The organism is Achromobacter sp. ACM03, assembly GCF_014851665.1.
GTDB classification, from domain to species: Bacteria; Pseudomonadota; Gammaproteobacteria; order Burkholderiales; family Burkholderiaceae_B; genus Achromobacter; species Achromobacter aegrifaciens.
In genome coordinates, this window is the sequence record NZ_JACVAD010000004.1 from 405,686 (window position 1) to 422,015 (window position 16,330).

14 protein-coding genes are annotated in these 16,330 nt (G+C 65.9%); 8 read left to right on the forward strand and 6 right to left on the reverse strand.

Annotated elements, in window-relative coordinates; genetic code table 11:
- Positions 1-61: 61 nt before the first annotated feature.
- The 3 genes from IB257_RS21155 (at position 62) to IB257_RS21165 (ending at position 3,505) form a co-directional block, all read left to right on the forward strand.
- The gene (locus IB257_RS21155; protein ID WP_054457680.1) at positions 62-847 is read left to right on the forward strand and encodes an EAL domain-containing protein; all 786 of its coding nucleotides are present in this window, start codon (positions 62-64) and stop codon (positions 845-847) included.
- 106 nt (positions 848-953) lie between these two features.
- Positions 954-1,646, forward strand: coding sequence for a response regulator transcription factor (locus IB257_RS21160; RefSeq protein WP_054457679.1), 693 nt, complete (start codon positions 954-956; stop codon positions 1,644-1,646).
- On the forward strand, positions 1,643-3,505 hold the full coding sequence (locus IB257_RS21165; RefSeq protein ID WP_192492759.1) for a 7TM diverse intracellular signaling domain-containing protein: 1,863 nt from the start codon (positions 1,643-1,645) through the stop codon (positions 3,503-3,505). The genes IB257_RS21160 and IB257_RS21165 overlap by 4 nt, the downstream gene beginning before the upstream one ends.
- Positions 3,506-3,512: 7 nt before the next feature.
- Here IB257_RS21165 and IB257_RS21170 read toward each other — a convergent pair whose 3' ends face one another.
- Positions 3,513-3,902: a hypothetical protein gene (locus tag IB257_RS21170; RefSeq protein ID WP_192492760.1), complete on the reverse strand. Its 390-nt coding sequence runs from the start codon at positions 3,900-3,902 to the stop codon at positions 3,513-3,515.
- 195 nt (positions 3,903-4,097) lie between these two features.
- On the opposite strand from IB257_RS21170, the gene IB257_RS21175 reads away from it, so the two are divergent.
- The 3 genes from IB257_RS21175 to IB257_RS21185 all read left to right on the forward strand — a co-directional run bounded on the left by IB257_RS21175 (position 4,098) and on the right by IB257_RS21185 (position 7,657).
- Positions 4,098-4,580 carry a hypothetical protein gene (locus IB257_RS21175; RefSeq protein ID WP_054457676.1) on the forward strand — a complete coding sequence of 161 codons (483 nt, stop codon included), beginning with the start codon at positions 4,098-4,100 and terminating at the stop codon, positions 4,578-4,580.
- Between the two features lie 49 nt (positions 4,581-4,629).
- Entirely contained in the window at positions 4,630-5,076 is a 447-nt protein-coding gene (locus tag IB257_RS21180; protein ID WP_192492761.1) for a hypothetical protein, read from the forward strand.
- A 412-nt stretch (positions 5,077-5,488) separates the two neighbouring features.
- Positions 5,489-7,657, forward strand: coding sequence for a TonB-dependent siderophore receptor (locus tag IB257_RS21185; RefSeq protein WP_225589054.1), 2,169 nt, complete (start codon positions 5,489-5,491; stop codon positions 7,655-7,657).
- A 51-nt stretch (positions 7,658-7,708) separates the two neighbouring features.
- Here IB257_RS21185 and IB257_RS21190 read toward each other — a convergent pair whose 3' ends face one another.
- From IB257_RS21190 to IB257_RS21210, 5 genes are read right to left on the reverse strand one after another with little or no spacing between them, the layout of a single operon-like run.
- On the reverse strand, positions 7,709-8,737 hold the full coding sequence (locus IB257_RS21190; protein WP_125470501.1) for a tripartite tricarboxylate transporter substrate binding protein: 1,029 nt from the start codon (positions 8,735-8,737) through the stop codon (positions 7,709-7,711).
- 60 nt (positions 8,738-8,797) lie between these two features.
- Complete coding sequence (locus tag IB257_RS21195; protein ID WP_192492762.1) at positions 8,798-9,571, reverse strand: SDR family NAD(P)-dependent oxidoreductase; 774 nt, start codon at positions 9,569-9,571, stop codon at positions 8,798-8,800.
- Positions 9,568-10,287 carry an SDR family NAD(P)-dependent oxidoreductase gene (locus IB257_RS21200; protein ID WP_119450230.1) on the reverse strand — a complete coding sequence of 240 codons (720 nt, stop codon included), beginning with the start codon at positions 10,285-10,287 and terminating at the stop codon, positions 9,568-9,570. Before IB257_RS21200 ends, IB257_RS21195 begins: the two co-directional genes overlap by 4 nt.
- A gap of 10 nt (positions 10,288-10,297) precedes the next feature.
- Positions 10,298-11,194: an oxaloacetate decarboxylase gene (locus IB257_RS21205; protein WP_054457671.1), complete on the reverse strand. Its 897-nt coding sequence runs from the start codon at positions 11,192-11,194 to the stop codon at positions 10,298-10,300.
- A 21-nt stretch (positions 11,195-11,215) separates the two neighbouring features.
- Positions 11,216-11,938 (reverse strand): GntR family transcriptional regulator, encoded by a 723-nt coding sequence (locus IB257_RS21210; RefSeq protein ID WP_054457670.1) that lies wholly within the window; start codon positions 11,936-11,938, stop codon positions 11,216-11,218.
- 298 nt (positions 11,939-12,236) lie between these two features.
- Between IB257_RS21210 and acnA the strand changes: the two genes are divergently transcribed.
- Positions 12,237-14,936, forward strand: coding sequence for an aconitate hydratase AcnA (gene acnA / locus IB257_RS21215; protein ID WP_225589055.1), 2,700 nt, complete (start codon positions 12,237-12,239; stop codon positions 14,934-14,936).
- A 29-nt stretch (positions 14,937-14,965) separates the two neighbouring features.
- On the forward strand, positions 14,966-16,327 hold the full coding sequence (locus IB257_RS21220; RefSeq protein ID WP_192492764.1) for a dihydroorotase family protein: 1,362 nt from the start codon (positions 14,966-14,968) through the stop codon (positions 16,325-16,327).
- Positions 16,328-16,330 lie beyond the last annotated feature (3 nt).

Here is a 16,330-nt window from a genome sequence, read left to right on the forward strand (position 1 = left end):
CTCGAAGCGCCGTAGAGTGGCTGTATGTGAATTTCCTTCCCCAGTCCACCAGGAATGATGTATGAAACGCGCTGCAGCGCAATGCCAGCAACTTGGCGACCACGAAGTCATGTCGATGGCATGGCGAGGCGATGGCTTGAGCGTCGCCCTACAGCCGCAATTCAACCTGATGAACGGCGAAATGGTCGCAGCGGAATGTCTGGCTCGTTGGAAGCATCCGACCATGGGCGATATCGGACCCGCCGATTTCGTTCCCGCCGTCCATCGACTGGGCCTGGACCTGCTTTTTTTTGAGCAGATCTGCCGCCTGGCGGTCGCCGCAGCGCAGGCGCTGCAGGAAGAGGGAATCGACGTGCCGTTGGCGATCAACGCCTCGGCCTCAACCTTGTCGAGCCATGATGCGGTCGACGTCCTGGCGCGTCACGCCGCCGCGGCGAACATTCCGTTGACGCGCTTCCGGATCGAGCTGACAGAAGACCAGCCCATCACTCGCCTCGAGATGCTGCGGAAGTCCTTGAAGAAATTTGCGAAGGCCGGTTGCCAGGTCAGCATGGACGATTTTGGAACGGGCTATGCCTCGCTGCAGCTCTTGAACGCGCTGCCCATCGCCGAACTGAAGATAGACGGACGCTTCGTGCGCCGCATCCGCCGCGACCGGAAAGCGCGGGAAATCACGCGCCTGTCGGTGTTGCTGGGGGAGCGGCTCGGCCTGCGCGTGATCGCCGAAGGCATCGAAAGCGCGCCGGACATCGCTCTGCTCCAGTCCATGGGATGCAGCCACGGGCAGGGCTATGTGCTGTCGCCGCCCGTCGTGTTGTCCGAGTTCATCGAGAGCCGGAAGCGGTAGCCTCACCTGATGCGAAATTCCTGTGAAAATACCAACTTCCAGGGATATGCGGTTTCGCGCGGCTGAGACATAGTTCAGGCTGGGCAATTCCGCCCGCTCTCATCCGATGACCGCCCACATGCTTGCTTCCGAGTCGACCCTGCCTGCCCCGGTGCTGCTGGTGGAGGACGAACCCCTGATCTGCCGCCGGCTGGAAGGCCTGCTGCTGCAGCTTGGCTATGCGCCGGAGGCGCTGGTGTTTGCCGCCACGCTGGCGCAGGCGCGCGAGCAACTCGCCAGCCAGCCGTTTGCGCTGGCTCTGGTCGATCTGGGCCTGCCCGACGGCAACGGCACCGATTTGATCGCCGAGATGCACGCGGAGGATTCCAGCCTGGCGATCCTGGTGATTTCGGCATGGAGCACGGAAGACGCGATTCTTGCCGCGCTGCGCGCGGGCGCCACGGGCTATGTGCTCAAGGAACGAGACGACCTGGAGGTGTCCCTGTCCATCCGCAGCGTGCTGCGGGGCGGGGCGCCTATCGATCCCTTCGTGGCCCGACGCATCATCGAAGAACTGCGCCCCAGGCGGGCCGAACGCGCCGACGAGGCTGCGGGCGATTCCGTCGAAACCCTGAGTCCGCGCGAAAGCCAGATCCTGCGGTTGGTGTCCGAGGGACTGGGCAACCGCGAGATCGCCGAGGAACTGCATCTGTCGCGCTACACCGTCGAATGCCACGTCAAGCACATCTACCGCAAGCTCGCGGTCTCCTCGCGCACGCGTGCCATACACGCGGCGCGCACGCGCGGCTTGCTCGATTGAAGTGGCTGGCCGTCCTGTGGTTGGCGCTATGGCTGGCGCCGGCGTGGGCCCAGGAGCCCGCTGACGCCTGTACGGCGCAGGTGCAGTCGGTACAGGTTGCCAAGGGCGGCGACGATGGCAGGCGTCCGGAGCCGGCGCAATGGCAGGCGGTCGAACTGCCCGACGACTGGAGCGCGCGTTGGCCGGGCTACAGCGGTACCGCCTGGTACCGGATCGGCTGGACGCGCAATTGCGCCGGCACGGCGTCCGGGCAGGTGGCCTTGGCGCTGGAATCCATCGTCATGGCGGGTGAGGTCTATATCAATGACGAACGGATCTGGAGCGATCCGCACCTGACAGAGCCGCTGTCGCGCAGCTGGAATGTGCCGCGTTACTGGGTGATTCCCGACGCCCTGCTGCATCCAGGCGAGAACACCTTGTGGATCCGCGTGGTCGGCGTGGCGGGGCAGACGCCCGGCCTGGGGCCGGTGCGTCTGGGCGGACAGTGGACGGTGTTGCAGCAGTACGAAGACCTGTGGTGGCGCAACCGCACGTTGTTCACGCTCAACCTGATCGTCTCGGGCGTCCTGGGCGGCCTGTGCTTCTTCATCTGGCTCATGCGGCGCGAACAGCGCGCCTTTGGCTGGTACGCGCTGATGGCCCTGTTCTGGGTGCTGTTCATTGCCAACGTGCTGGTGACCAGTCCCTGGCCGTTCCCCGACAGCCTGACGGCGGCTCGGGCCAACATCATGGTGCTGGTGCTGTACGTGGCCTGCTTCTGCGTCTTTACATGGCGCTTTGGCGACCAGTCCTTGCCGCGCATCGAGAAGGCGCTATGGCTGCTGGCGGCCGTGCTGCTGGCGGCGATGGCCTTCGTGCCGCAGGGGCATCTGCCGCAAGTGCAGCTGAGCGTGGTGCTGATCGTGTCGGCGATCTTCTTCGCCAATTGCCTGCAATTTCCGTTTCACGCGCTGCGCACCCGCCGGCCAGAGCACGCCATGCTGGCGACATGCCTGCTGGCCTTCTTCGCTGCCTGCGCGCACGATCTGCTGCTGATGCTGAGGCTTATCGACGGCGAGGCCACCTACACGCCTTTCACCAGCGTGGTGGTCACGCTATGCATGTCCGCAGTGCTGGGGCTGCGCCATGCACGCAGCGTGCGCCGCATCGAGCGCTTCAACCAGGAGCTGGCCAGCGGCATCGAGCAGGCGCGCACCGAACTCGCCACCACGCTGGAGCGCGAGCATGCGCTGGCGCTGACGAATGCCCGGCTACAGGACCGGCTGCAGATCGCGCACGATCTGCACGACGGGCTGGGAGGCTCCCTGGTCCGCATGATGGCCGTGGTGGAGCAGGCCAGCGCGCCGCTGCACAGCCAGCAGTTTCTTTCCATGCTCAAGCTGTTGCGCGATGATCTGCGGCAGACCATAGACAGCGGTTCCAGCGCGGGCGTCACGGTGCCGGCCACGCCGCGGGAATGGATAGCGCCGTTGCGCCACCGTTTCATGCAGCTGTTCGACGAACTGGACATCAGCGCCACCTGGCGGGTGCCCGAGCTATGGCGCACGCCGCCCAGCGCCCTGCAGTGCATGGCGCTGACGCGGCTGGTTGAGGAATCGCTGGTGAACGTGCTCAAGCACAGCCGCGCCCGCCGCGTGGAACTGGAGCTGCGGCAGTCCGAATCCGACCGTCTGGAGCTGCGCATCGAGGATGACGGCGTCGGTTTCGACGTGGCCGCGGTGCTGCGCGCGGGCATCAGCGTGGGCATGCGCAGCATGCACGCCCGCATAGCCCGGGTAGGGGGCGAGCTGGACGTTGCGTCGCAGCCGGGGCGCACTGCGCTGACCGCCACGCTGGGGCTGCGCACGCCTCAGGCTTGAAGGCCTGCTATTTGGCGGTGTTCTCGTCGTCCACCGTCAGTCCGCCGCTTTTCATGATGTTCTGGGCGATCTCCTCGGCGGACTTTCCGGCAAAACCGTGTTCCCCCGCGGTAATGCGGAAGCTGTCGCCTTCCAGCGGGCTTTGCAGCGTGGCGGAAGACAATAGCACGCCGCCCGACCGCAGCTGGATGCGTTTGCCCACGCGGTCGCGGGTGAAGTCGGCAAGGGCCTGGCGGCTTTCGGGCTTGAGTTCGACGTCTACCGTCCTGGCGGAGGTTTGCGGGTCGGCGCCGGCGGTGGCGCGCGCCACCTGCAGCACGACGGTTTCCGCGTAGGCCGCGCCGGGCAGCAACAGTGCAAGCGCGGCCGCGCGGGCGAGTTGTCTCATTGATGGCATGGCAAGCTCCTTCTGATGGACATCCTGGCCTGGTCCCTTCGCAGGGCCTGGGCGGGTTCCTACATCCTAGCGCATGTCTCGCTGGCGATCGTCTGCGCAAATCGGACAAGCACGAGCGCGCAATGGGCGCTATGCTTCGCGGCGCGAAGTTCAGCGCGGCAACCGCCGTGCGATCCATACGAAGAGAGTCGAAACATGTCCAACGTTACCGCCGGCGCCACGCCGCTTGCCGAGCTCTACCAACATGTGATCCAGGAAGAGCTGGGTCTGGTCGCCCGGATCGACGAAGAGGGCGATGTCCTGTTCCGCCATCCCGAACTGGGCACCCTGTATTTCAGCCTGAGCGCCGACGATCCCGAATTCCTGCGCCTGGTCTATCCGTCCTTCGCCGATGCGACCGATCTGGGCATGGGGCGCGCCGAGCTGCTGGAGATCATCAATACGGTCAACAACCGTTGCAAGGCGGTGAAGCTGTACATCACGCAGAGCAGCGGCGATGTGGTCACGAACCGCGTTTCGGCGGCGATCGAGAGCTTTGTGGCTGCACCCGACGCGCTGCCCTCGGAGGCCTTGCTGCGCGGCATAGTCGCGCGTTGCCTGTCGGCGATCCGCCACAGCGCCGCCGAGACGCTGCGGGAAGCCGGCGTGCTGAAGCCGGCAGACGAAAGCGCGCATTGATACGGCGGCCCGATCCCGGCCTGGGCCGGGTCTAACGAAGGAGAGTCTCATGGCAGTGCGTGGAGTCTGGCTTGCGGCCGGTTTGTTGTTGAGCGGTATCGCTCACGCGGGATCGGCGCCCGCAGAATTGAGCTGCGTATCCGAAAGCGGCAAGGTCGCGCTGGAAGGCGCGATCCCCTCGTCCTCATCGGACGAAATGAAGCTGAAGCTGAGCTATGCGGACGGCAGCCTGGCGTTCGACTCGGACGCGAACCAGAGCTATGTCGTGGCGGACTTTCCGCAGGCCGTGTTCACGCTGGTGGTGGCGGCCCAAGGGCAGCCGCTCACGCTGTACGCGATACCGTCCAGCATGGCGGTCAAGCGGGAAAGCAATGGCGACGCCGCTGGCAAATTCCAGGCCAAGCTGACGGCTGCACGGCCCCGCAGCGTGTCGGGGGTGCAGGCCGATACTCCGCTGAAAGCTACCCTCAACTGCGACTACCGGTACTCGCTGTAAGGTTGGACGGTAGCTGACCGGCGGCTTGCCCAGCCCCTTTCTCCAGATGACTGGACATCTGGAGAAAGGGGCTTTTTCATGTCTGAAGCCTGAGGATAGGCGCCGATATGCACCTGCTGTGAGCAGATCGATACGCATGGATTGTTGTTATTGCGCTGCATTCTGGCCTTGTGAACCGGTCAAATTTCACAAAATTGACATTTGTCTGAATAAATTCTGACTATTTGTTGAACGTAAAAATAAGAATGAATATCATTGGCGCTCTTAAAAAACCAAGATCGCGCTGATAGCGCAGCCGCCGCGGGGCGGCTTCTGACAGAGTCCAATGAACAAAGCAGATACATCGACGGCCCATGCCAAGGCCGGTGGGAATACTTCGGCCTCCATTTATGCAGCGATGTGCGGCGCGCTGATGTCGCCGGGCCTAGCCCTGGCGCAGGGCAGCGTGGCGCCAGGCGCCGTACACGAACTGTCGCCGGTGCACGTGCAGGGGCAGGCGGTCAGCGATGGCTACGAAGCCAACATCGCGTCCTCTCCGAAGATGACGGCGCCTCTGCTGGACACGCCGCGTTCGGTCACCGTGATCACTGAACAGCTGATGCGCGACCGCGCGGCGACCTCGCTCATGGATGTGTTGCGCACCGCCCCGGGCATCACCTTTGGCGCGGGCGAGGGCGGCACGCCCACCGGCGACCGCCCATTCGTGCGCGGCTACGAGGCCAGCACCGACATGATGGTTGACGGCATGCGCGACCTGGGCCGTTTCTCGCACGAGACCTTCAACCTGGAGTCGGTCGAGATCCTGAAGGGCCCCAGCTCCGCCTATTCCGGCCGCGGTTCGACCGGCGGCAGCATCAACCTGGTCAGCAAGAGCCCCAAGCTGGAGAATTTCGCCGAAGGCACGGTCGGCGTGGGCACCGACGACAACTGGCGCCTGACCGGCGACGGCAACTGGGCGCTGGGCGAGAGCTCGGCATTCCGCCTGAATTTCATGAAGCAGGGTGGGGACATCCCGGGCCGCGACCATGTCGAAACCGATCGCTGGGGCGTGGCGCCCTCATTCTCCTGGGGCCTGGGCACGCCGACGCAGGTCACGCTCAGCTACTACCATCTGCAGAACGACGACACGCCCGACCTGGGCATTCCGTTCAAGAACGAGTCGCGCCCGGATCGCGTCACGCCGCCCAAGGTGGACCGCAACAACTACTACGGCCTGATCGGCCGCGACTATCGCAAGAACCAGGCCGACATGACCACCCTGATGGTCGAGCACAAGTTCAGCGACAAGCTGAAGCTGCGCAACGGTACGCGCTATAGCGAGTCCACCAACGAATACGTGATGACCCGCCCGTCCTTCGACAATTGCGCGGCGCGTGTGGGCGGCAGGCCCAACCCCGCCTATGGCGTGGCGCCCTGCTCGAACGAAGCGGACGGCGTGAAGATGAGCAAGGCCCTGCGCAGCCTGAACCAGACCAACCGCTCCTTCATCAACCAGACCGACATGTTCGGTGAATTCACCGCCGGCGGCCTGCGTCACAGCTATGTGGCCGGCCTGGAGTTCAGCACCGAGACGATCAGCAAGCGCGACGGCGTGCCCTCGGGCGGCTTCGACAAGACCCTGCAGGACGACCTGTACAACCCCAATCCCCGCCAGCCTTATACCGGCAGCCTGAGCTGGGGGCCGCGCTACGACGCCGCCAAGACCATCACGCGCGCGGCCTACGTGTTCGACACGGTCAAGTTCAGCGAGCAATGGGAAGCCAACGCCGGCCTGCGCTACGACAATTACCGCGTGACCAGCGGCAACGTCGAGCGTACCGACAATATGTGGAACTACCAGCTGGGCCTGGTCTACAAGCCCGCGCCCAATGGCAGCATCTACGTGTCCTACGGCACCTCGTCCAACCCGTCCGGCGAAACGGCAGGCCAGTCAGGCGGCGCCGACGGCGCGGCAGGCGGCCGCCTGACCGCGGGCACCGCGGCGCTGGCGCCTGAAAAGAGCCGCAGCATCGAACTGGGCACCAAGTGGGACGTGTTCGACGAGCGCCTGTCGCTGACGGCAGCGGTGTTCGAAACCCGCAAGACCGATGCCCGCAGCTCCGATCCCATCACCGGCGACGTGACGCTGTCCGGCAGCAACCGCGTGCGCGGCATCGAGCTGGGCGTGGCGGGATCCATCACGCCCAAGTGGCAGGTCTGGGGCGGCTACAGCTACATGGACCCCAAGGTCACCAGCTACCAGAGCGGCGGCACCGACTACAGCGGCAATCAGATGAAATTCATCGCCCGCCAGAGCGCCAGCCTGTGGACGACCTACAAGTTCCTGCCGGAGCTGACGGTGGGCGCGGGCGCCACCTACACCGGCAAGCGTTACGTGGACGACGCCAACGTCTATCAGTTGCCGTCCTACTGGCGCTACGACGCGATGGCGGCTTATCAGTTCAACAAGAACTTCGGCCTGCAGCTGAACCTGAACAACCTGACCGACGAGACCATCTACGAGGCTTCGCACGTGGGGCTGTTCAGCTATGTGGCGCCGGGCCGCTCGGCGATGCTGACCGCCACGTTCCGCTATAACTGACGCGCAATACGCCAGCGCCGCAGCCGCGGCGCTGGCGTCGCGTATTCCGGCTTAGTCGATGCGCGCGCCGGAGATCTTGACGGCCTCGGCCCACTTGGCGATTTCCTGCCGCACGAAAGCCTGGAACTGCTCGGGCGTGGAAGGCGTGAATTCGCTGCCGGAGGCGGCGAGCTTTTCCTTGGTCTTGGGATCGGCCATGACTTCGCGCATGTCCGCCGATATCTTCTCCACCAGCGGCTTGGGCGTGCCCTTGGGGGCGAAAAAGCCCGACCAGGGCGGAGCGGCGTAGCCGGGGAAGCCCTGTTCGGCCACCGTGGGGTAGTCGGGCGCGCTGGCGAAGCGCCCCGCCGTGGTCAGCGCCACGATCTTCAGCTTGCCGCTCTTGGCATAGGCTTGCACGGCGGGCAGGCCGGTGACGCCCACCTGGATCTGGCCGCCCAGCAGGTCGGTCACCATCGGCGCGCTGCCGCGGTAGGGAATGTGGGCAATCTCGAACTTGCCCTGGTTCTTGATCAGTTCCATGCCCAGGTGCGATGCCGTGCCGTTGCCGTCCGATCCGTACGAGTAGTGCGCGTCGGGCTTCTTCAGCAGGGCGATGAGTTCCTGCAGGTTGTTGGCCGGCACATCGTTGTTGACGATGATGGCATTGGGATACAGCGTGGCCTGCGTGATGGCCTCGAAGTCCTTGACCGGGTCATAGCGCATGTTCTTGTAGAGCGAGGTATTGATGCCGTGCGAACCCGTCACGCCCAGCACCAGGGTGTAGCCGTCGGGCGCCGCGCGCGCTACATATTCCGAGCCGACGTTGCCGCCTGCGCCGGGCTTGTTTTCCACGACCACCGGTTGTCCCCATTTCTTGGACAGGCCTTCGGCCACCAGGCGCGCGGTGATGTCAGTGGCGCCGCCGGCCGGGAAGGGTACGACGATGGTGACCGCGCGGTTGGGGAAGTTGTCCGTACCCTGCGCGAAGACTGGGGCGGCAGCCAGGCCAATGGCGCCGGCAAGCAGCGCCAGCATGCTGCGGCGGAGGGCAGGGCGCGCCGGGCGTCCGTGCGTTGCGGAGGTGTTGGTGTGCTTCATGGTTCTAGCCCCTTGCTGTGTGATGTAAGTCTTGTGTGAAGTCGATGGTGGCGGCTGGAGCTATAGCGCGGTGTAGCCGCCGTCCGCGCGTATGTCCGTACCCGTGATGAATGAGGCGGCCTCGCTGATCAGGAAAACTGCTGTCTGTGCGATCTCCTCGGCTGTGCCGAGGCGTCCGGCTGGATATTTGGCCGCCAACGCGGCGCCGGCGGCCTGCGCGCTGCCATAGCGCGCGACCAGCCTGCTGGTCAGGACCGCGCCCGGCGACAGGCTCAAGGCGCGGATGCCGTCGGCCGCGTGATCCACGGCAATGGCGCGCGCCAGCGCGATCAGACCGGCCTTGCTGGCGCCATACGCACCACGGCCCGGCGCGGCCACGCTGCCCAGCTGCGAGGCGATGTTCAACACCACGCCGCTGCCGGCCCGCGCCATGTGGGGGATGGCGCATCTGCTCATCAGCCACGCGCCCGTCAGGTTCACGTCCAGCGCCTGACGCCATTGCTCCAGCGTAAGGTCCGCGATCTTGTTGCCCGGCGTGACGGTGGCCGCGTTGTTCACCAGGACGTGGATCGCACCCCAGTGCGCAGCCGTTCTTTCCACGGCTTCGCGCGTACTTTGCGCGTCGCTCACGTCGCAGGCGATCGCCAGCATCTGGGTATCAGGTCCAGCGAGGGCCTGGCGGGTTTGCGCGAGCAGTTCCGCATCGCGGTCCAGCAAGGCCACGCGGGCGCCGGCAAGCAGGCATTGCGCCGCGATCGCCTGGCCCAATCCGCCGGCTGCGCCGGTCAGGATCACGACCTTGCCATGCAGCGCGGGTGCGTTCGTCTGTGTCATAGCGGCATCGCTCCCAGCGAGGCGCCGCCGCAGACGTAGAGCGTCTGTCCGGTGATGGCGCCTGCCTGCGCGCCCAGGAAGAAGGCAATGGCCGCGGCGACTTCGCCCGCGTCGATCAGGCGGCCCAGCGGCAGTTCAACCTGCGGCGGAGCGCCGCGCCTGGGATCGCGCAGCATGGGCGTGTCGACCGCGCCGGGCGCGACGACGTTGACGGTGATGCCGCGCGCGATGAGTTCGGCGGCCAGACTGCGCGCCAGGCCAATCTGGGCGGATTTGGTCGCCGCATAGGCCAGGCGTTGCGCGCGGCCCAGCACGGCGCGGCTGGACACCAGCACGATGCGGCCGCGGCCGTCAGGCAGTTGCGGCGCCAGCGCGCGGACCAGCGCCATCGGCGCGGCTCCGTGCAATTGCCAAAGCCAGTCCGCGTCTTCCGGGCGCGTGTCCAGCGCGCCGCCGGTGCGCACTGCGCCCGCGCAATGCGCCAGCGCTGTCGGGGCGCAGCCGTCCAGCAGCGCGCATAGACCGCGCAAGGCGGCGGCGTCGGTCAGGTCGCACACCAGATGGCGATACTGTCCATGGCCTTTGATGGCCGCCGGCGCGATGTCCACGCCGGTCACCTGCCAGCCGGACGCCAGCAGCAGTTCGGCCAGCGCCAGGCCGATGCCCGACGACGCGCCCGTCAGGACGCAATGCGCCTGCGCATTCCGCTCAGTCATGGCGAAGCGCTCAGTCGGCCAGCGTCGTCAGGCGCTTTTCCATGGCGCGCATCTGCTCGTAGCCCATCAATTGCATGATGTCTTCGATGCCCACCAGCAGGTCGGGACGGTCGGCGGGCTCGCCGCTGGCGATCACGCCCTGCATGACTTGCAACGCCTGGCGCATGCCGTAAATCGCAGCGGCAGGCAGCATGCGCGGCAGGCTGATGCGCTTGACGCCGATTTCCTTCAGGCGCGGCAGCGGAATCAGCGGCGTGGTGGGACGGTTGCGGATGCCGAATCCCATGTTGATGCTGACCGGAATGCCGGCGGCGTCCACCAGGCGCTTGATGTCGTCCTCGGTGCGCACGGCGTCGGGGAACAGCATATCGGCGCCCGCCTTGGCGTAGGCGCGGGCGCGCTTGACCGCGCCTTCGATGCCTTCGATCGCGAGGGAGTCGGTGCGGGCGATGATGACGAAGTCATCGTCGCGTCGCGCCAGGCAGGCGGCTTCGATCTTCTTGACCATTTCCGCTTCGCTCACCACGTCCTTGCCGGGCATGTGGCCGCAGCGCTTGGGGCTGACCTGGTCTTCGAGGTTGATGCCGGCGACGCCGGCTTCCTCGAACATCTGTACCGTGTGGTAGACGTTCACCGGGTTGCCGTAGCCGGTGTCGGCGTCAGCCGTGAGGGGAATGGAGACGGACCGCGCCAGATGACGGCAGTGGGTGACGTTTTCCGACAGGCCCATCACGCCGATGTCCGCGATGCCCAGCAGGGCGTTCGACACTGCCGCACCGCTGGTGCAGGCGGTCTTGAAGCCCGCGGCCTCGACCAGGCGGATGCTGTATCCATCGTACACGCCAGGGGAGACGATGAAAGGTTCGTTCTTCAGCAATTGCCGGAACTGGTGGCGCGGGTTGTTCATGTCGTACTGCTCCAGAGAGTGTCAGGCAGCGGAGACGGGGTGCCCGGCGATGCCGGACGCCCCTTCCGCCAGATGTTCAAAAAGGTGTTGCGCCGCGCGTTCGATGTGCGAGCGCATGAGCGATTCCGCCAGCTCGGCGTCGCGCGCGCGGATCGCGCGCAGGATCTGCCAGTGTTCGGCGTAGGCGTCGTCCTTGCGCTCCAGCACGGTGCCGGAGTGCCGGCGGTAGACGCGCAGCAGGTGATAGAGGTCGCCGCAAAGGGCGTTGATGATGCGGTTGTTGCCGCTGGCCCGCACGATGCGCTCATGGAAGTCGAAGACCCGCGGCGCGGGGGCGCCGCCATTGGCCGCTTCCAGGCGCCGCTGGCGGTCCTGTTCAAGCTCGGCCAGTAGCTGCGTGATTTCCTCGTCGCTCATGCGGCGAGTGGCCAGATTGCAGGCCACGCCTTCCAGTGCCATGCGCATCTGGAACAGCTCCAGCGCGGATTCCGCCGACAACGTCACCACGCGCGCCTTGATGTAGGGCTCGCGCGTGATCAGCTGGATCCCTTGCAGGCGGCGCACGGCCTCACGCACCGGACCGCGGCTGACGCCGAATTCCTGCGCCAGCGCGACTTCATTGATGACGCTGCCCGGGGCCAACCGGCCTTGGTAGATCGCGTCCAGCACCTGGTCGAACACCACGTCGGCCAGCGGGCCGGAGGCGTCTTCCTTGATGGCGATGGAGGTCGTGGCGGTGTTCATAGTGTTGACAGCCTATCAAAGGAATTTAAAAAGTGTCAACTCTTTTGGAGTTGACAGGATCGTGGCGGCGATACCGGATTACAGGCGTCGCCATTGATGTTTCGCCCATTTTACAGAGACTTTTTGGGGTTATCCCTAGCTCTATGTGGGTGGTTCTTGTATCTACACTTTCGATGAGGCTATGCCAAACTGTATTTGACGCACCCATTATCGATTCAGAGACGGCCTATAGTGTTGACACTATTATTTCGTAAGCCGTAAGATGGGCTCAGTTGAGATTTTCCCGATTACCGCTGCCATGATCCAGTCTTTCCCCTGTTGCGGCAGGACGCTGCGCTACGCGCACCTGTCCGCCGCCGCCCGAGCCGCGGGGCGCGACATCCACGCATATCCCTATGTCATCCGCGTGCTGCTTGAGAACCTGCTGCGCCATCGCGCATGGGGCGCAGCCGTGTCCGAGGACGAGATCGGCAGGCTCTGGGATTGGCGCGCGCATGCCGGCGCCGACTTGCCGCTGCATGTCGCGCGGGTGATCCTTCCGGACTCCAGCGGCCTGCCGGTATTGCAGGACCTGGCGGCGCTGCGCGACGCGGTGGCCCAGGCGGGCGGGGACGCGGCGCGGGTGGACACCCGGATTCCGGTGGACCTGATCGTGGACCATTCCCTGCAGGTCGACCATTGGGGCGACGAAGGCGCGGTGCAGCGCAACCTGCGCCGCGAGTTCGAGCGCAACGACGAACGCTACCGGTTCCTGAAATGGGCGCAGCAGGCTTATAAGGGTCTGCGGGTCATCACGCCGGGCATCGGCATCATCCATCAGGTCAACCTGGAGTACCTGGCGCCGGTGGTCATACGCCAGTCACGGCCGGACGGCGACTGGGCCTATCCCGATTTCGTCATCGGCGGCGACTCGCACACGCCGATGGTCAACGCCCTGGGCGTGCTGGGCTGGGGCGTGGGCGGCATCGACGCCGAGGCGGCCCTGCTGGGCCATGCCTACACGTTCCCGATCCCGGAGGTCGTGGGGGTGCGGCTGCGCGGCGCCATCGAGGCGCCCGCGCTCACCACCGACGCCGCCCTGCTGATCACGCAGCAATTGCGCGCGGCGGGCGTGGTGGGCTGCATGGTCGAATTCTCCGGCCCTGCGGCGCAGGCGCTAGGCGTGCCGGAACGCGCCACCATCGCCAACATGGCGCCCGAGTACGGCGCCACTTGCGGCTTTTTCCCGATAGACACCCGCACGCTGGACTATGCCCGCATGACGGGGCGCAGCGACGAGCAACTGGCGCTGATCGAAGCCTATGCCCGCGCCAACAGCCTGTGGCGCGATGCCGGCGACGCGGCGCCCGCATATAGCCGGGTGATAGAGATCGACCTGTCGGCGGCGCGTCCCAGCGTGGCGGGTCCGCGACGGCCGCAAGACCGCATGGACGTGGGCGAGGTCGGGGCGGATTTCCGCCGCCGCCTGGGTCAGTCCCTGACGGAAGGCGGGTTCGGCGTGGACGCCGCCGCGCTGGCCGCGCATCCGCCCAGCCGCGCTTCCTTGGGCCATGGCTCCGTGGCGCTGGCGGCCATCACCTCTTGCACCAATACGTCCAATCCTGGCGTGATGCTGGCCGCGGGCCTGGTCGCGAAAAAGGCGCTGGCGTTGGGGCTGACGCCGCCCGCCTGGGTCAAGCGTTCGCTGGCGCCGGGATCGCGCGCCGTCACGCGCTATTTGGAATCCGCCGGCCTCCTGCAGGCCTTGCAGGCGCAGGGATTTCACGTGATCGGCTATGGCTGCACGACTTGCGGCGGCAAGTCCGGCCCCCTGGACGCCGCGGCGGCAGACGCCATCGCCGAGGGCGGCCTGGTGGCCGCGGCGGTGCTGTCCGGCAACCGCAATTTCGAAGGCCGCATTCACAAGCTGCTGCGCGCCAACTATATCGGCTCTCCGGCCATGGTGGTGCTGTATGCGCTGGCCGGCAGGATAGACCTGGACTTCGAACGCGAACCGCTGGGGCCGGGCTCCGATGGCGCGCCGATCTATCTGCGCGACGTCTGGCCCAGCCAGGAAGAGATAGCGGCCCTGTTGCCGCTGGCCGCGGATCCTGCCTTGTTCGCCGAGGTCTATGACCCGGCGAGCCTGGACAGCGCGATCTGGCGCGACCTGCAGGCGCCCTCGGGGCTGCGCTTTCCCTGGGACCCGGAATCGCAATACCTGGTCGAGCCGCCATTCTTCAAGACCGAGCCCGGCCGCGATGCCCTGGCAGACCTGGAAGCCAGCCTGAAGCACGGCCGCGTGCTGGCGGCGTTCGGCGATTCGCTGACGACCGACCACATCTCGCCCAGCGGCGAGATCCCGGCGGATACGCCGGCTGGCGCGTACCTGATCGGCAAGGGCGTGGCGCCGCGCGACTTCAATACCTATGTGGCGCGCCGCTGCAATCACCATGTGATGACCCGCGCCACCTTTGCCAACATCCGCATCAAGAATGCGCTGGTGCCGGATGTGGAGGGCGGGGTGACCCGCCATTTTCCCAGCGGGCAGCGCATGGCGGTGGTCGACGCGGCCGAAGCCTACCGCGCCGAGGGTGTGGCCAGCGTGGTCCTGGGCGGCAAGGACTACGGCATGGGCAGCAGCCGCGACTGGGCCGCCAAGGGTTCGGCGCTGCTGGGCGTGCGCGCCGTGATCGCGGAATCGTTTGAACGCATCCACCGGGCGAATCTGGTGGGCATGGGCGTGTTGCCGCTGGCTTTCGCCCCGGGCGAGGGCTGGCGCCAGTTGGGCCTGACCGGGGCGGAAACCCTGCGTTTCGACAACGTGGCTGACGGTGTGCGCAAGGGCGAGCCCATCACCGTCGTCGCCGAAGACGGCGAGCGCCGCATCGTCTTCCAGGCCTACGCCCAGGTGCTCACTCGCGCCGAACGCAAACTCATGGCAGAGGGCGGCATTCCTGCCAGCGTCCTCAACGGCTTTTTGAACGACACGCAGGCCGCTGACGCGGCCCCTCGCTGAAAACACGCATCTACCGGGAAAACCACATCATGCTGGATCTGCTGCTTACCAATGCCAGACTGTACTTGCCCCAGCAGGGGCTGACCGAAGGCGTACTCGGCGTCATCGACGGTCGCATTGCCATCATCGCCGAGCCAGGCGCGCAGTTCGAGGCCCGCGAGACCATAGATTGCCAAGGGCTTTGGGTATTGCCGGGTCTGATCGATCCGCACGTGCATTTCGGATTCGGCTCGCCCGAGACCGACTTCGAAACCGAGTCGCGCTTCGCTGCCCTAGGCGGCACGACCTCCGTGCTGTCGTTTCATCGCTCGGCGGATATCCGCGAATCCTTCGACAAGGTGCGCGACCGCGCGCTGTCGCAGAGCTGCGTCGATTTCGGCTTCCATTTCGGCATCACCAGCAATCTGCACGTGGAGACGCTGGAGGAAATTTCGCGCCGCTTCAACGTGAATTCCTACAAGCTCTACATGATGTACAAGGGCGCAGCAGGGCTGTCCAAGGGCTTTACCGATATCGACGACGGCCTGCTGTATTCGGCGTTGCGCGCTACCGCCGCGATCCCGGGCGCGATCATGGGCGTGCATTGTGAAAACGTGGAAGTGATTCCCGTCCTGCGGGATCCGCTGCGCGCCGCTGGCCGCGACGACCTGAAGGCCTGGAATGAACAAAGCCCGGACTTCCTGGAAGCGGAGAACGTGCACCGCGTCTGCTACTTCGCATCCAAGACCGGCGCCGCGGTCAACATCGTGCACCTTAGCAGCCGCGAGGCGCTGGACGAGGCGCGGCGCCACCGGCGCACGCCGGACGCGCCGCCGATCTATGTCGAGACCTGCCCGCACTACCTGTTCCTGAACGACGAATCGCCCGCCGGGACTTATGCCAAGGTCAATCCGCCGGTGCGCGGCCAGGCCGACGTGGACGCCATGTGGGAGGGCGTGCTGGATGGTTCCATTACCACCATCGGCACCGACCACGTGCCGCGCAAGCGTGCCACCAAGGACACCGACATCTGGGCAGCCAGCAACGGCTTTCCCGGCACCGGCTTGATGTTGCCGATCCTGCTGCACGAAGGCTATCACCGCCGCGGCGTGCCGCTGGAAACGTTGATGAAAGTCGGCGCGGAGAACTCTGCCCGCATCTACCGCATGCCTGCCAAGGGCAGCATCGAGATCGGCAAGGATGCCGACCTGGTGCTGGTGGATCCGGATCTGGAGCGCACCGTCGATCCCTCCACGCTCGAATCCAATTCCGACTACTCCCCTTACGAGGGCATGACCCTGAAGGGTTGGCCCGTGCGCACCCTGGTGCGCGGGCGCACCGTGGCGCTGGACGGCCGCATTACCGATGCCGCGCGCAGCAATCCCGGCGGCCGCTATCTCAAGCGTCTTTGAACT

What these genes read in the sequence shown, in the direction of transcription:
- IB257_RS21220 (WP_192492764.1), top strand. Translation starts at nt 14,966, where the DNA reads ATGCTGGATCTGCTGCTTACCAATGCCAGACTGTACTTGCCCCAGCAG.
- IB257_RS21170 (WP_192492760.1), bottom strand. Translation starts at nt 3,902, where the DNA reads ATGCCATCAATGAGACAACTCGCCCGCGCGGCCGCGCTTGCACTGTTG.
- acnA (WP_225589055.1), top strand. Translation starts at nt 12,237, where the DNA reads ATGATCCAGTCTTTCCCCTGTTGCGGCAGGACGCTGCGCTACGCGCAC.
- IB257_RS21200 (WP_119450230.1), bottom strand. Translation starts at nt 10,287, where the DNA reads ATGACTGAGCGGAATGCGCAGGCGCATTGCGTCCTGACGGGCGCGTCG.
- IB257_RS21195 (WP_192492762.1), bottom strand. Translation starts at nt 9,571, where the DNA reads ATGACACAGACGAACGCACCCGCGCTGCATGGCAAGGTCGTGATCCTG.
- IB257_RS21185 (WP_225589054.1), top strand. Translation starts at nt 5,489, where the DNA reads ATGTCGCCGGGCCTAGCCCTGGCGCAGGGCAGCGTGGCGCCAGGCGCC.
- IB257_RS21160 (WP_054457679.1), top strand. Translation starts at nt 954, where the DNA reads ATGACCGCCCACATGCTTGCTTCCGAGTCGACCCTGCCTGCCCCGGTG.
- IB257_RS21190 (WP_125470501.1), bottom strand. Translation starts at nt 8,737, where the DNA reads ATGAAGCACACCAACACCTCCGCAACGCACGGACGCCCGGCGCGCCCT.
- IB257_RS21205 (WP_054457671.1), bottom strand. Translation starts at nt 11,194, where the DNA reads ATGAACAACCCGCGCCACCAGTTCCGGCAATTGCTGAAGAACGAACCT.
- IB257_RS21155 (WP_054457680.1), top strand. Translation starts at nt 62, where the DNA reads ATGAAACGCGCTGCAGCGCAATGCCAGCAACTTGGCGACCACGAAGTC.
- IB257_RS21210 (WP_054457670.1), bottom strand. Translation starts at nt 11,938, where the DNA reads ATGAACACCGCCACGACCTCCATCGCCATCAAGGAAGACGCCTCCGGC.
- IB257_RS21175 (WP_054457676.1), top strand. Translation starts at nt 4,098, where the DNA reads ATGTCCAACGTTACCGCCGGCGCCACGCCGCTTGCCGAGCTCTACCAA.
- IB257_RS21180 (WP_192492761.1), top strand. Translation starts at nt 4,630, where the DNA reads ATGGCAGTGCGTGGAGTCTGGCTTGCGGCCGGTTTGTTGTTGAGCGGT.